General features: G+C 71.0%; 12 protein-coding genes. 11 read left to right on the forward strand and 1 reads right to left on the reverse strand.

The window, feature by feature from the left end:
- Nucleotides 1-5: 5 nt before the first annotated feature.
- The 5 genes from OHT51_RS38100 to polX all read left to right on the forward strand — a co-directional run bounded on the left by OHT51_RS38100 (nt 6) and on the right by polX (nt 6,648).
- A complete protein-coding gene (locus tag OHT51_RS38100; protein ID WP_328883453.1) occupies nt 6-1,223 on the forward strand; it encodes an aminotransferase class V-fold PLP-dependent enzyme in 1,218 nt (405 codons plus the stop codon).
- 94 nt (nt 1,224-1,317) lie between these two features.
- A complete protein-coding gene (locus tag OHT51_RS38105) occupies nt 1,318-2,094 on the forward strand; it encodes a class I SAM-dependent methyltransferase (protein WP_328884570.1) in 777 nt (258 codons plus the stop codon).
- Between the two features lie 188 nt (nt 2,095-2,282).
- Entirely contained in the window at nt 2,283-3,410 is a 1,128-nt protein-coding gene (locus tag OHT51_RS38110) for a GNAT family N-acetyltransferase (RefSeq protein ID WP_328883454.1), read from the forward strand.
- Between the two features lie 154 nt (nt 3,411-3,564).
- Nucleotides 3,565-4,809 carry a DegT/DnrJ/EryC1/StrS family aminotransferase gene (locus OHT51_RS38115; RefSeq protein ID WP_328883455.1) on the forward strand — a complete coding sequence of 415 codons (1,245 nt, stop codon included), beginning with the start codon at nt 3,565-3,567 and terminating at the stop codon, nt 4,807-4,809.
- Between the two features lie 102 nt (nt 4,810-4,911).
- Nucleotides 4,912-6,648 (forward strand): DNA polymerase/3'-5' exonuclease PolX, encoded by a 1,737-nt coding sequence (polX, locus tag OHT51_RS38120; RefSeq protein ID WP_328883456.1) that lies wholly within the window; start codon nt 4,912-4,914, stop codon nt 6,646-6,648.
- A 15-nt stretch (nt 6,649-6,663) separates the two neighbouring features.
- Here the strand turns inward: polX and OHT51_RS38125 are convergent, their stop codons facing one another.
- Complete coding sequence (locus OHT51_RS38125; protein ID WP_328883457.1) at nt 6,664-7,845, reverse strand: flavin-dependent monooxygenase; 1,182 nt, start codon at nt 7,843-7,845, stop codon at nt 6,664-6,666.
- 293 nt (nt 7,846-8,138) lie between these two features.
- Between OHT51_RS38125 and OHT51_RS38130 the strand changes: the two genes are divergently transcribed.
- The 6 genes from OHT51_RS38130 to OHT51_RS38155 all read left to right on the forward strand — a co-directional run bounded on the left by OHT51_RS38130 (nt 8,139) and on the right by OHT51_RS38155 (nt 14,114).
- The gene (locus OHT51_RS38130; RefSeq protein WP_328883458.1) at nt 8,139-9,254 is read left to right on the forward strand and encodes a Gfo/Idh/MocA family protein; all 1,116 of its coding nucleotides are present in this window, start codon (nt 8,139-8,141) and stop codon (nt 9,252-9,254) included.
- On the forward strand, nt 9,251-10,189 hold the full coding sequence (locus OHT51_RS38135) for a PmoA family protein (protein WP_328883459.1): 939 nt from the start codon (nt 9,251-9,253) through the stop codon (nt 10,187-10,189). The genes OHT51_RS38130 and OHT51_RS38135 overlap by 4 nt, the downstream gene beginning before the upstream one ends.
- Complete coding sequence (locus OHT51_RS38140) at nt 10,183-10,935, forward strand: cupin (protein WP_328883460.1); 753 nt, start codon at nt 10,183-10,185, stop codon at nt 10,933-10,935. The genes OHT51_RS38135 and OHT51_RS38140 overlap by 7 nt, the downstream gene beginning before the upstream one ends.
- Before the next feature lie 91 nt (nt 10,936-11,026).
- Entirely contained in the window at nt 11,027-12,310 is a 1,284-nt protein-coding gene (locus tag OHT51_RS38145) for an ABC transporter substrate-binding protein (protein ID WP_328883461.1), read from the forward strand.
- Complete coding sequence (locus tag OHT51_RS38150; RefSeq protein WP_328883462.1) at nt 12,307-13,251, forward strand: carbohydrate ABC transporter permease; 945 nt, start codon at nt 12,307-12,309, stop codon at nt 13,249-13,251. The genes OHT51_RS38145 and OHT51_RS38150 overlap by 4 nt, the downstream gene beginning before the upstream one ends.
- Nucleotides 13,248-14,114: a carbohydrate ABC transporter permease gene (locus OHT51_RS38155; protein ID WP_328883463.1), complete on the forward strand. Its 867-nt coding sequence runs from the start codon at nt 13,248-13,250 to the stop codon at nt 14,112-14,114. Before OHT51_RS38150 ends, OHT51_RS38155 begins: the two co-directional genes overlap by 4 nt.
- Nucleotides 14,115-14,118 lie beyond the last annotated feature (4 nt).

Below are 14,118 nucleotides of genomic sequence, written 5' to 3' on the forward strand. Positions count from 1 at the left end.
CGCCCATGACCCTGCCCTGGACCGACACCCAAAGCCGCACCTTCATAGAGGAGTTGGGCGCATGGCAGCGTGCGCTGCGCTCCAGGTTCCCGATCATCACCGCGCACCCGGAACTGGCCTATCTGGACAGCGCGGCCACCGCCCAGAAACCACAGGACGTACTCGACACCGTCCACACCTACCTCACCACGACCAACGCCAACGCCGGACGCGGCACCTACCCCTGGGCGAACCGGACCACGGCCCTGGTCGAGCAGGCCCGCGACCGGGTGAAGCGATTCCTCGACGACCCCGCCCCGGAACGCTCGGCCGTGCACTTCACGAGCGGCACCACCGAGGGCCTGCGCACCATCGCCCGTGACTGGCTGCCCGGGCTCCTCGCCGACGGGGACGAGATCGTGGCCCCCGTCGCCGACCACGAGGCCAACATCGCGCCCTGGCTCGAGGTCCAGCGGGAACTGGCCCGGCAGGGCGTCCACATCCACGTGCGGCCGATGCCGTACCAGCGGGCGTCCGGCGACTACGACCACACCGCGCTCGCCCGACTCGCGGGCCCCCGGACCCGGTTCGTCGCCGCGAGCCACGTCCATCACGTGTACGGCGGCAACATGAACATCCACCGCATCCGGCAGGCGGTCGGCCCGGACGCCGTCATCTGCCTGGACGCCGCCCAGAGCGTCGGCCATCTGCCGGTGTCCGTGGCGGACCTGGACGTCGACTTCGTCGTCTTCTCCGGGCACAAGGCCATGGCCCTGCCCGGCACGGGTGCCGTCTGGGCCCGCCAGGCCCGCGGGCCGCAGTTCACGCCGGGCGGCTGGTCGGGCACCCCCAACACCGTCGGCATCGCCTCCCTCGCCGGCGCCCTGGACTGGCTGGACGCGGCCGGCACCGAACGGATCGAGCAGTGGACGGTCGCCCTGGCGGCCCGGCTCACCGACGGTCTGCGCCACCTCGACGCCTACGAGGTTCTCGGCTGCCAGAGCAGCCTGGCCGCCGACTCGTCCGTGCAGCGGCGCCAGGGCATCGTCACCTTCCGGCACCACGCCATCGACTCCGGGGACCTCGGCTTCATCCTCTACAGCCACGGCTTCATGATCCGCTCCGACCAGCACTGCCAGGGCAGCGCGGGGGAGCGCACCGGGTCGGTGCGCGTGAGTCTGCATGTCTACAACACCGCGGAGGAGGTGGACCGGTTGTTGGCCGTCCTTGCCACGCTCGGGTGACGTACCGCCATCAGAGGGAATGGGAACCGTTTCCACCTGTAGGGTCTGCGCAGAACGGTGCGGACGGGTGCGGAACGGCGAGGTGCACGACGGGATGGGGCTGAGCCTGGCGACGGCGGAGCGGTGGGTGGAGCGCTGGGAGCGCCAGCAGCAGCGGTACGCCGTCGACCGCGAGGAACGTTTCACGGTGATCTCCGATGTCGTGGAGCAGGCCGTGACCGGCCGCTCGGGCCGGCCGCTGGTCGTCGACCTCGGCTGTGGTCCCGGGTCCTTGGCGGCCCGGCTGGCCCGGCGGCTGCCGGACGCGGACATCGTGGGCGTGGACATGGACCCGCTGCTGCTGGAACTGGCCCGCACCCATCACGCGGACGCGGCCCGCTATGTCGACGCCGTGATCGGCGAGGAGGGCTGGACGCGCGCCCTGCGCCTCGACCGCCCGCTGGACGCCGCCGTGTCGACCACAGCCCTGCACTACCTCGGCCCCGACGACCTGCACCGCACCTACCGGCAGCTCGCGGCGCTGCTGCGGCCCGGCGGGGTCCTCGTCAACGGCGACCACTTCCCGCACGACGACACCGCGCTCGCCGGACTCGCGGGGTGCGTCGGACACCGACACGCCGAGCGGGGGGACGCCCTGGCGCACGAGGACTGGGACGCCTGGTGGACGTCCGTGGCCGACGATCCCGAGCTGGCCGACCTCCTCGCCGAACGCCGACGCCGATGCCGACGGTGGCAATCGGCCGCCGGAACCGACAGTGCGGCGCACCTGTCCGTGGCCGCGCACGAACGGCTGCTGCGGCAGGCGGGGTTCGGCCATGTCGGGGCGGTCTGGCAATACGGCGACAGTCACGTCGTCGTCGCGATCCGCTGACCCGGGTCGGCCGGCGCTCCCCGGTTACCAAGCACAGCTAAAGGATTCATCAGGCATCTTGACAGCGTGCGTACTGTTTCGCGACGTTTGAGCCTCGCCGCACCGACGTCGGCAAGGTTCGACTTGGGGGGAATGTGGCGAGGCGCCAATAGGCGCTTCTTTGGGGGATTCTGGGGGGAGCGGTCGCCATGCGGTCCACTAGCGCCATCACGATTCACAGACCCGAGGAACTGAACGAGTCGCTGCGCCGGGCGTGGCACCGGGCGATGGACGAGTCGCTTGACTACGCCAACCCGTTCCTGGCGCCGGAGTTCGCGATCGGGGTCGGCAGGTCCCGCGGTGGGGCGCGGGTGGCGGTGCTGCATGAGGACGGGGAGGCCGTCGGCTTCCTGCCCTTCGAGCGCAACGCGTACGGCGTCGGCAAAGCCATCGGCCTGGGCCTCTCCGACTGCCAGGCCTTAGTGCACCGGCCGGGCGTCACCTGGGACACCCGGGAACTGCTGCGGGCCTGCAACCTGTCCGTCTTCGAGTTCGACCACCTCGTCGAGGAGCAGAAGCCCTTCGGCCCGTATGTCACGGGAACGTTTTCCTCTCCCGTGCTCGACCTCAAGCCCGGCGAGGGCAGCTACGCCGACTGGCTGCGCGGCGCCTACCCGGGGCTCGCCAAGACGACGCTGAAGAAGGAGCGGCGCCTGGGGCGGAACGTGGGGGAGGTCCGGTTCGTGTACGACGAGCGCGACCCGCGCGTGCTGCGCACCCTCATGCGGTGGAAGTCCGCCCAGTACCGCAGAACGGGGCGGATGGACCGCTTCTCCAAGCCGTGGATAGTCGACCTGGTCGACCACCTCTTCCAGGTCCGCGAGGAGCACTTCACCGGAATCCTGTCCGTCGTGTACGCCGGAGACCGGCCGGTCGCCGCGCACTTCGGGCCGAGGTCGCGCACGGTGTTCGCGGCCTGGTTCACCGCCTACGACCCCGAGTTCGGCTACTACTCGCCGGGACTGATGATGCATCTGCGGATGGCCGACGCCGCGGGCCGGGACGGTGTGACGGTCATGGACATGGGGCGCGGCGAGAAGGAGTACAAGGACTGGCTCAAGTCCCGTGAGCTGCGGGTGGCCGAAGGGTTCGCGGTGCGCCCGCACCCGGTGGCGGCGGCACACCGGATGTGGCGCAGACCGGTGCGCGGCCTGAGAAACACGGTCCTGGCCCACCCCGGGCTGCGCGAGCCCGCCGACCGGCTGCTGAAGACTGTCGGCACGCTGCGCACCTCGGCCCTGACCCACTCGGGAGGAGCGGGAGCCCGCGCCCGCTGAGCGGCGCCCCGACCCTCGTCCTTCGCCGCCTCGGCGTCGTAGCCCTGGCCCTCGCTGCCTCGGAACCCCCGCACGGGGCCCTCACGATGCCCGCGAGCGCACACCGCCCGTCTCGGGCGGCCCTTCGTCGGACCCTTCCACGGAAGAGGTGACCATGCCGTACGGATCGCGGCTCGCCGCGATGATGACACGGCGCATCGGACGCGAATGCGTCTACACGCCCTCGGCCCGACTCGCCCTGTACCTGGCGCTGCGGCGCTGGTGCCGGCCCGGCGGGCGGGTGTTGATGTCCCCGGTGAACGACGACGTGATCCTCTTCGTCGTCCTCGCCGCCGGACTGCGCCCCGTGCAAGCCCCCGTGTCCCAGTGGGACGGCAACATCGACCCGGCCGCCGTACCGGAGACCACGTGGCGCAACGTGGACGCCGTTCTGACCACCAACCTGTACGGCATGCCGGACCGGGTCGTCGAACTGCGTCGCCGCTGCGACGAGTTGGGGATCCCCCTGATCGAGGACGCGGCGCACGCCATCGGCACGCATGTGGACGGGCAGCCGATCGGCACCTTCGGGCAGGCGGCGGCGTTCAGCCTGTCCAAGCATGTGGCGGGGATGGCCGGCGGTTTCCTCGCCGTCGAAGACGTACGCACCCGACGGGAACTGGAGCTGCTGCGCGACGACCTGCTGACCCCGCGCCGCCTCCGCCACGACCTGACCACCACCCTGCGCCCACTGGCACGGTCCGCCGTACGCTCGCTCCACCTGGTGCGCCCGGTCTGGCGCACGATGCAGCGCCTGGGACTGCTCGAACGCGACGACTTCCGCATGGCCCTGCACGCACCCCGCCTCGCCGGCAGCGCACGCCATGCGCCGAGCCTCGCCGCGTACGAGCCCTGGGTTCGGGTCGACCTGCACGGCTTCCGCTCCCGCCACGGGGCCCTGGTCCGTGGGCAGTTGGAGCTGCGGATGGCCCTGCTGGACGGTGACCTCGCCCGGCGCAGGGCCGGTGTCTCGCTGCTGGCGGGCACCACCTGGGCCACCCCGGCCCTGCGCGAGCGGACGGCACACCACGGCTCTCCGGGACTGTTCCGGGTGCCGCTCCTGGTCCACGACCGCAACGCCCTCGTGACCCGCCTGGTGGACCACGGCGTGGTCACCGGCTACGTCTACGACCCGCCGCTCGACGACTACGCGGGCGCCGAGTTCGTCGAACCGTCCCCCGACCCCTCGGCCGCGCGCTGGTTCGCGGCACACACCCTGCCGGCCGACCCCCTCCTGGCCCGCAGGATCTCCGACGCCCTGACGAAGGAGCTGGTGACCCCGGCTCACCCTCCGATCCCGGCCAGGACACCCGAACCCGACACCACCACGACGACTCCACCCACACCCCTGGGCCAGTAGCCAGTAGAGAGGTCAGGAGAGGGGCCGGCACAGAGGCCGGGGGAGAACGGGCGGCTCGTCCGGCAGCGCGCCGCCCGGCCCCACCTTGCCTACCCTGGACGTGTGGCTCGGTCGAACGACGAGGTCGCCGCGCTGTTCCAGGAGTACGCGGATCTGATCTCCATCACCGGAGGAGACGCGTTCAGGGCACGTGTCTACGAGAAGGCCGCCCGGGCGATCGGGGGCCACCATGCCGACGTGTCCACGCTCGACGTCAAGGCCCTCAAGGAGATCCCCAACGTCGGCAAGTCGATCGCCGAGAAGGTCGTCGAGTACTTCTCCACCGGCAGCGTCCCGGCCGTCGAGGAACTACGGGCGAAGATCCCCGCCGGGGTCCGGCAGCTGACCGCCATCCCCATGCTCGGCCCGAAGAAGGCACTGGTCATCTACCAGGAGCTGGGCATTTCCACGACCGAGGAGCTCGCCGACGCCATCCACGAGGAGCGGCTGCGCGACCTGAAGGGCTTCGGGCCGAAGACCGAGGAGAACATCCTCCACGGCATCGCCCTGCTCCAGTCCGCCGGAGACCGCGTCCTGATCGACGCCGCCATGAGCCTCGCCGAGGACATCGTCGCCGAGATGTCCCAGGTGACCGGCTGCAAACGCTGCTCCTACGCCGGCTCGCTGCGCCGCGTCCGCGAGACGATCGGCGACATCGACATCCTCGTCGCGGCGGGGAAGGCGGAGCCGATCATGCGGGCCTTCACCGAGCTGCCGTACGTCTCGGAGGTGATCGCGCACGGCACGAAGAAGACGTCGATCCGCACGGACAGGGGCCTCCAGGTCGACCTGCGCGTCGTACCGCCGGACTCCTGGGGCGCGGCGATGCAGTACTTCACCGGGTCGAAGGCCCACAACATCCGCACCCGGGAGATCGCCGTCCGCCAGAAGCTCAAGCTCTCCGAGTACGGGCTCTTCGACACGGAGACCGGCAAGAAGATCGTCTCCGAGACCGAGGAGGACGTGTACGCCCGGCTCGGCCTGCCCTGGATCCCGCCCACCCTGCGTGAGGACCGGGGCGAGATCGAGGCCGGACTGCGCGGCGAGCTGCCCGACCTGATCCAGGAGAAGGACATCCGGGGCGACCTGCACACCCATACCGACCTCACCGACGGGCTCGCCCCGCTGGAGGAGATGGTCGCCGCGGCCGCCGAGCGCGGCTACGCCTACTACGCGGTGACCGACCACGGCCCGGACATGGCCATGCAGCGGATGACCGACGAACGGATCCTGGCCCAGCGCGAACGCGTCCGCGAGCTCGACGGGGAGTACGGCAAGCGGGGCAAACGGTCCGGGATGCGGGTGCTGCACGGCGCCGAGCTGAACATCGGCCCCGACGGCGACGTGGACTGGCCACAGGAGTTCCTCGCCGGCTTCGACCTGTGCGTGGCCTCGGTGCACTCGCACTTCAACCAGGGGCGCGAGGCGCTGACCCGGCGGATCGTCCGGGCCTGCGAGAACCCGCACGTCCACATCATCGGCCACCCCACCACCCGACTCATCGGCAAGCGCCCCGGCATCGATGTGGACCTCGACGCCCTGTTCGCCGCGTGCGCGAGCACCGGCACGGCCATGGAGATCAACTCCCATCCCGACCGGCTGGACCTGCGCGACGAGGACATCCTGCGGGCCAGGCGGCACGGCGTGAAGTTCGCCGTCGACAGCGACGCCCACGCCGTCCCGCATCTGGCCAACCTGCGCTACGGCGTGGGCACGGCCCAGCGCGGCTGGCTCACCGAGGACGACGTGATCAACACCTGGCCGCTGACCCGGCTGCGGCGCTTCCTGAACAAGGGGTGACCCCGCCCCAGGGGCTCACAGAAAGGGCGTGCCCGAGTCGACTCCGGACAGGACCCGGCCGTAGATCTCCAGATTGGTCGCGGGATTCACGAACGCGTGAAGAGTCAGTGCGTGCAGATCGCGCACCGCCCGCTGGATCGGCACGTCCCGGTGCAGGGACGACGCCCCGGCCGCGGACCCGAGCAGATCGACAGCCTCCTTGCACAGCCGCGCCACATAGCCGCTCTGCGCCCGGATCCTGGCCCGCTCCTCGGGCGTGTACGGCTCGCCCGACTCGGCCCGCGACTCGATCAGGGCCACGAAGTCGGCGGTCAGCAGCTCGGCGCAGGAGATCTTCATGGCCGCCTCGGCCGCCTGGAGGTGGGTGACCGTGGCCTCGTTCTGGCGCTGGTGGAGCGTGTAGGTGATGCCCCGCCGCCGGCTGCGCTCGGTGAACTCCGCCAGGGCGGACCGGGCCAGGCCGAGCGCGTTGGGCGCCGCCCACACGCAGAACAGCAGCAGGACGGGCATCCGGTAGAACGGGTCGTCGGCATTGGTCTTCGACCCGATCTCGCCCGCCAGCAGCGGCCCGACCGGCAGGACCCGATGGGCCGGTACGAAGACGTCCCGCGCCACGACGCTGTCGCTGCCGGTTCCGGCCAGCCCCGACACGTACCAGTCGTCCAGAATCTCCAGCTCGGCCATCGGTACGGCCGTCCACAGCAGCTCCGGCGGCCCCTCACCCGACTCGGACTCGACGCGGACCGTCAGCAGGTGCCAGTCGGCGTCGTGGCAGCCGGTGGCGAAGCCCGAGGTGCCGTTGACCAGGTAGCCGCCGTCCGAGCGGACCGCCGTCGCGTCCGGCACGAGGGTGCCGCCCACCTTCGTGTCCGGGTTGGTGAAGATCTCGTCCTGCGCCTCGTCGGGGAAGAGTGCCGCGATGTAGGAGCAGCCGGCCTGGATCACCGTCTTGAACGCCGTCGAGCCGCACGCCGAGGCGATCTCGGCCACCGCGTCGACCTGGGTGCCCAGCCGGCTCTGGTGGCCGCCGTACCGCCGGGGGACGTTCATCCGGTGGATGCCGGCGTCCGTCAGCGCCGCCGCGACCTCGGGGGTGACCCGCCGCTCCTGCTCGGCGCGCAGCGCGTGTTCGCGGACGAGTGGGCGCAGGGCGCGGACGCGGTTGACCAAATCGGTATCGGTGCCGGCTGCTGTCATCGGTGACCTCCCGAGCACGACGAGCCATCACCGTGACGCGGATGGCCGGCACTGTCAACGGGCCGTCTGGAGAGGGGGGTTGAAGCGCGCCAAAGCCCTGTCGGCCCTGTGGTCTTCGTTCGTTTGAGCGGCGGTCGAAAAGGGGAGCGTGCGGGAGGCGGACGGGGCCGGACGGGTCGGGCTTTGCTCATCTCGCCGCAGAGGGGTTGTCCTTACATTCCGTCCCTGCCTAGGGTCGCCCTCGAAGTGCAAGCGCTTTCTGAGCGGGCTGTCCGCCGTACGAGGAGAACTGCATGTCCCCAAGCCCCGCCCGCCGCCGCGTCGCGGTGATCGGCACCGGCGCCATCGTCAGCGGCAGCCATCTCCCCGCGCTGAGATCCCACCCCGACCGGGTGGAGCTGGTCGCCGCCGTCGACGTGGACCAGGCCCGGCTGAACGCCTTCCGGGAGCTCGCGGGCGAGGACGTCGCCGGGTACACCTCGACCGGCGAGATGCTGGACGCCGTACGCCCCGACCTGGTCCTGATCGGCACGCCGCCGTCGCTGCACCGGGAGCAGACGGTCGCCGCGCTCAAGGCGGGCGCCTGGGTGCTGTGCGAGAAGCCGCTGTGTCTGTCGCTCGCCGAGTACGACGACATCGCGGCGGCCGAGGAGGCGTCGGGGGCGTACGCGTCCGTGGTCTTCCAGCACCGCTACGGCTCCGGCGCCGTGCACGCCCGTGAGCTGATCGCGAGCGGTGAGCTGGGCACCCCGCTGGTCGCGCACTGCCAGACGACCTGGCACCGGGACGCCGCGTACTACGCGGTGCCGTGGCGCGGGCGCTGGGCCACCGAGGGCGGCGGGCCGACGATGGGGCACGGCATCCACCAGTTCGACCTGCTGCTGCACCTGCTCGGCCCATGGGCGGAGATACGGGCCATGGCCGCGCGCCTGGTGCACGACACCGAGAGCGAGGACGTCTCGACGGCCCTCGTACGCTTCGAGAACGGCGCCCTGGCCACCGTCGTCAACAGCGTGCTGTCCCCGCACGAGGTGAGCCGCATCCGCGTCGACTGCGCGGACGGCACGGTCGAGCTCACCCACCTGTACGGCCACCGCAACGACGACTGGGTCTACACCCCGGCCCCGCACGTCCCCGCCGAGCGCGCCACCGCCTGGCGCACCCCCGCGGCGGACCTGCCCAGCTCCCACACGGCACAACTCGGCGCTCTCCTCGACGCCTACGACAACGGTGTCCGGCCGCCCGGCAGCGGCCCCGACGCCCGGACCACCCTCGACTTCGCCGCGGCCCTCTACAAGGCCGCGTTCACGGGAAACCCGGTGCACGCGGGCGAGATCCGGCCCGGCGATCCCTTCTACCCGGCCATGCACGGTGACCACCCCCACTGGGCCCCCAAGGAGCGCGTATGAGCATCCGCGTCACCCACGCGCACGGCGACCACATCGCCGTCACGGCCGCGAACGGCACGGAGATCCTGCGGTACGTCTACCGCCCCGACCCGGAGGCGTTCGAGTCCCGCAAGCCCTACGCCCACCCCGTGCGCACCCTCGCCGGGCACACCGTGACCGGCTACCGGCCCAACGACCACCGCTGGCACAAGGGCCTGCAGATGACGGCGAGCCATCTGTCGGGGCAGAACTTCTGGGGCGGCAACTGCTACGTCCACGGCGAGGGCTATCTGCCGCTGCCCGAGCGGGTCGGCTCCATGCGGCACGACGGTTTCACCGAGTTCACGGTCGAGGACGACCGGCTCGCCTTCAGCGAGGAGCTCACCTGGGTCGAGAACGGCGGCGAGGAGTGGGCGCGCGAGGTGCGCGGGCTGACCGTCCACTCGGTGGACGAGGAGTCCGGCGCCTGGACCCTGGACTGGTCGATCCGGCTCACCAACGTCCGTGCCGATCCCCTGGCGTTCGGCTCGCCCACCACCGCCGGCCGTGAGATGGCCGGCTACACCGGGCTCCAGTGGCGCGGCCCCCGGGACTTCACCGGCGGCACCGCCTTCGGCCCCGACCTCGACGGGGGAGCGGGCTCGGACGCGGGCAAGCTGATGGGCACACAGGGCCCGTGGCTCGCGTTCACCACCGAGCACGACGACATCGACGGGCACTCCACGCTCGTCTTCGCGCACGCGCCCGAGAACCTCGACGAGCAGGCCGCGATCCACGAGTCCCACTGGTTCGTGCGCTCCGAGCCGATCCCGACGGTGGCGTTCTCCTGGGCGTTCTTCGAGGAGTTCGAGCTGCCGCCGGGCGAGTCCTTCGCCTACCGCTACCGGGTGGTCGTCGCCGACGGTGCCTGGGACCGGGAGCAGGTGGGTGCTCACCTGGAGGGGTTGCCGTGGTGAAGCCGAACCTTCCGCATCCGCTGCCCGGCGCCGTCGGTCTGTCCCACCTCAGCGCCTATGACTGGGAGGCCGCCGACGGTGTGTGCGGCGGCAGCCCGCATCTGCACCTGGTGTGCACGGAGGCGTACGTCGTCACCGGCGGCCGAGGAGCCGTGCAGACGCTGAGCCCGGACGGCTACCGGGACATCCCCCTGCAGCCCGGCTCGGTCGCCTGGTTCACGCCGGGGACCGTGCACCGTATGGTCCAGGGCGGCGACCTGCGCATCACGGTGCTGATGCAGAACAGCGGGCTGCCCGAGGCCGGGGACGCGGTGTTCACCTTCCCGCCCGAGGTGCTCGCCGACCCCGAGAAGTACGCCGCCGCGGCGGCCCTTCCGCCCGGCACGGGACCGGAGACGGCGGCTGCCGCGCGTCGCCGCCGGGACCTCGCCGTCGAGGGGTACCTCGCGCTGCGCGAGGCGCTCGTCGCCGGTGACAACGGCCCGTACGCCGAGTTCCAGCGCGCCGCCGCGCGGCTCGTGCGCGCCAAGGTGCCGAACTGGCGGGAGCTGTGGCGGGCCGGCGCCCTGGCCACGGCCGAGCGCACCCGCGCCCAGCTCGAAGCGCTGGAGGCGGGCGAGCCCGCGTATCTCGCCGACGCGACCGCGTACGAGACCGCGCCCACCAGACTCGGCGGCTTCGGCATGTGCGGGCGCCGCGACGAGTACAACCTGCCCGGGACGACGCTGCCTTACGGCGGCGAGTAGCGGCCGGCGCATCTCAGGCCGGCGGGGAGCAGGCCAAGGGGGGCCGAGGGGGGCCAACAGAAAGCCCGAGGAAAGGAGAGGTGACCTCGGCATGCCCGGACACAGGACAAAGGGGTTCTGCGCGTCGGCCGCCGCACTCGTGCTCTGCGCGATGGTGGCCGGCTGCGGCGGATCCGGAGAGTCGGTCGGCAGCGGCAAGGTCGTGCTGCGCTACACGTGGTGGGGCAACCCCGACCGCGCGGAACGCACCGAGAAGGCAGTCGCCCTGTTCGAGAAACAGCACCCGAACGTCCAGGTGCAGACGTCGTTCTCGGCCTACGACGCCTACAAACAGAAGCTCGCCACCCAGGCGGCGGGCGGCGACGCCCCGGATGTGATGCAGCTCGACTACCGGCAGATCGACCAGTACGCCTCGGGTGACGTCCTGCTCGACCTCGCTCGGCAGAAGGCCGTACTGCGCACCGGTGAGATCGACGCGGGCCTGCTCGCGACCGGGCGGCTGGACGGCACGCAGTACGCGATCCCGCAGGGCCGCGGCACCGAGACCGTCGCCTATGACGTCAAGGCGTGGAAGGAGTCCGGCGTTCCGCTCCCGGGCGGGAGCTGGACCTGGAGCGAGTGGGCCGACGCCATGCGGGCCCTGACGGAGAAGACCGGCAAGCCCGGCGCCACCGACCCCGGGCAGAGCGAGGACTGCTTCGAGGTCTGGCTGCGCGGCCAGGGCAAGTCCCTCTACACCAAGGACGGCGGGCTCGGCTTCACGGCCGGCGACCTGACCCGCTGGTGGACCTTCACCGACGGGCTCCGCCGCGAGGGCGTCGTCTCGCCCGCCGAGCAGACCACCCAGCTCGACGGCTCCGTGGAGAACACCCCGCTGGGGCGCGGCGAGGCCATCTCCGACTCCAACTGGGACGCACCGGCGAGCGGTTTCCTCGCCCTCATACCGAGCGGCGTCGCGCTCGCGCCGATGCCGTCCGGAGAGGACGGCACCCCCGGCCAGTACTTCAAGCCGTCGATGTTCCTCGGGGTCGGCGCCAGCACCGCCCATCCGAAGGAGGCGGCGCAGCTCGTCGACTTCCTCATCAACGACGAGAAGGCGGCTCAGATCCTCGGCGCCACCCGCGGCATCCCCGTCAACGAGTCCATTCGCAAGGCGATCGAGCCGCAGCTCAAGGACTTCGACCGGACGATCGCCGACTACCAGGCGTTGCTGGAGGGCTCTCTCAAGGACCCGCCGCAGGCCCCGCCCTCGGGCGACAACGCCCTGCAGACCACCTTCCAGCGCGACTACGACCAGGTGTCGTACGAGCGCATGTCGCCGAGCGAGGCGGCCGAGAACTACGTCACCGAGGCGAAGGCGGAGCTGAGGTCATGACCACCACCGACATCTCCGCGCCCGCCGCCGGGAAAGCGCGGGCCACCCCGGTCCCGAAGCGCCGGCCCAGGCGCGAAGCACAGGGCCCCGCCTGGGTGTTCCTCTCTCCATGGGTGCTCGGCGCGCTCGTCCTGACCCTGCTGCCCATGGCCGTGTCGCTGTACCTGTCCTTCACCGACTACGACCTGTTCAACCCGCCGCGCTGGGTGGGCCTGCGCAACTACGTCCAGATGTTCACCGAGGACCCGCGCTACTGGCGCTCCGTGGTGACCACGCTGACGTACGTCGTGATCGCCGTGCCCCTGCAACTCGCCCTCGCGCTGGGCGTCGCGCTCGCCCTGAAGTCCATGAAACGCGGCAAGGGCTTCTACCGGTCCGCGTTCTACGCCCCGTCACTGCTTGGCGCGTCGATGTCGATCGCCCTCGTCTGGCGCGCGATCTTCAACGACGGCGGCACCGTGGACAACCTGCTCGGCACCGGCGGCTGGGTCAACAAGCCGGGTTGGGCGTTGCTGGCCGTGGCGCTGCTGACGGTGTGGCAGTTCGGGGCGCCGATGGTCATCTTCCTCGCGGGACTCCAGCAGATCCCGGGCGAGCTGTACGAGGCGGCGGCCGTGGACGGCGCCGGGACGTGGCGGCAGTTCCTGTCCGTCACGGTGCCCATGCTGTCCCCGGTCCTGTTCTTCAACCTCGTCCTGCAGACCATCCAGGCCTTCCAGGTCTTCACGCCCGCCTTCGCGATCGGCGCCGGCAAGGGCGGCCCCGCCGACTCGACCCTCGTCTACACCCTGTACCTCTACGACCGCGGCTTCGTCGCCTCCCACATGGGCTACGCCTCCGCCATGGCCTGGGTGCTGCTGATCGTCATCGGCGCCGTCACCGCGGTGCTGTTCCGCACCTCGCGCTCCTGGGTCTTCTACGCCTCCGAGGGGGACCGATGACCACCACCACAACGCCGGGCGTCCGCAAGCCCGTTGCCCGGGGACGGATCGCCCTGCACGTCGGCTGCCTGGCCGCGCTGCTGGTCATGCTGTACCCGTTGGCGTGGCTGCTGGCCACCTCGCTCAAGCCCGCCGAGGAGGTCATCGCCAGCCTCAACCTGCTGCCCAGCCACCTGGAGTGGTCCAACTACAAGACCGCTCTGGACGGCGTGAACGACGTCTCCATCTGGCGGCTGCTGAGCAACTCGCTGCTGATCGCGGGCGGCGCGGTCCTCGGCAACGTGATCAGCTGCTCGCTCGCCGCCTACGCCTTCGCGCGGCTGCGCTTCCGCTTCCGTGGCCCGCTGTTCGCGTTCATGATCGCGACGATCATGCTGCCGCATCACGCGGTGCTGATCCCGCAGTACATCATCTTCAACCAGCTCGGCCTGGTGAACACCTACTGGCCCCTGGTCCTGCCGAAGTTCCTCGCCACCGAGGCGTTCTTCGTCTTCCTCATCGTGCAGTTCATGCGCGGACTGCCGCGCGAGCTGGAGGAGGCGGCCCGTATCGACGGCTGCGGCCCGTTCCGCAGCTTCTTCAAGATCGTGCTGCCGCTCACCCGCCCCGCGCTGATCACCACCGCGATCTTCACCTTCATCTGGACGTGGAACGACTTCTTCACCCAGCTCATCTATCTCTTCGACCCCGACAAGTTCACGCTCACGCTCGCCCTGCGGTCGTTCGTGGACGCCTCCAGCACCTCGGCGTTCGGCCCGATGTTCGCGCTGTCCGTCATCGCGCTGCTGCCGATCGTGCTGTTCTTCCTCGCCTTCCAGCGCCTCCTGGTGGAGGGCATGGCCAGCTCCGGACTCAAGGGGTGAGCGG

The organism is Streptomyces sp. NBC_00299, assembly GCF_036173045.1.
In the GTDB taxonomy this organism is placed as follows: domain Bacteria; phylum Actinomycetota; class Actinomycetes; order Streptomycetales; family Streptomycetaceae; genus Streptomyces; species Streptomyces machairae.

Bases quoted from the DNA above. Each gene is read 5' to 3' on its own strand.
- OHT51_RS38105 (WP_328884570.1), top strand. From the start codon at position 1,318: ATGGGGCTGAGCCTGGCGACGGCGGAGCGGTGGGTGGAGCGCTGGGAG.
- OHT51_RS38130 (WP_328883458.1), top strand. From the start codon at position 8,139: ATGTCCCCAAGCCCCGCCCGCCGCCGCGTCGCGGTGATCGGCACCGGC.
- OHT51_RS38155 (WP_328883463.1), top strand. From the start codon at position 13,248: ATGACCACCACCACAACGCCGGGCGTCCGCAAGCCCGTTGCCCGGGGA.
- OHT51_RS38125 (WP_328883457.1), bottom strand. From the start codon at position 7,845: ATGACAGCAGCCGGCACCGATACCGATTTGGTCAACCGCGTCCGCGCC.
- OHT51_RS38135 (WP_328883459.1), top strand. From the start codon at position 9,251: ATGAGCATCCGCGTCACCCACGCGCACGGCGACCACATCGCCGTCACG.
- OHT51_RS38145 (WP_328883461.1), top strand. From the start codon at position 11,027: ATGCCCGGACACAGGACAAAGGGGTTCTGCGCGTCGGCCGCCGCACTC.
- OHT51_RS38115 (WP_328883455.1), top strand. From the start codon at position 3,565: ATGCCGTACGGATCGCGGCTCGCCGCGATGATGACACGGCGCATCGGA.
- OHT51_RS38150 (WP_328883462.1), top strand. From the start codon at position 12,307: ATGACCACCACCGACATCTCCGCGCCCGCCGCCGGGAAAGCGCGGGCC.
- OHT51_RS38100 (WP_328883453.1), top strand. From the start codon at position 6: ATGACCCTGCCCTGGACCGACACCCAAAGCCGCACCTTCATAGAGGAG.
- OHT51_RS38110 (WP_328883454.1), top strand. From the start codon at position 2,283: ATGCGGTCCACTAGCGCCATCACGATTCACAGACCCGAGGAACTGAAC.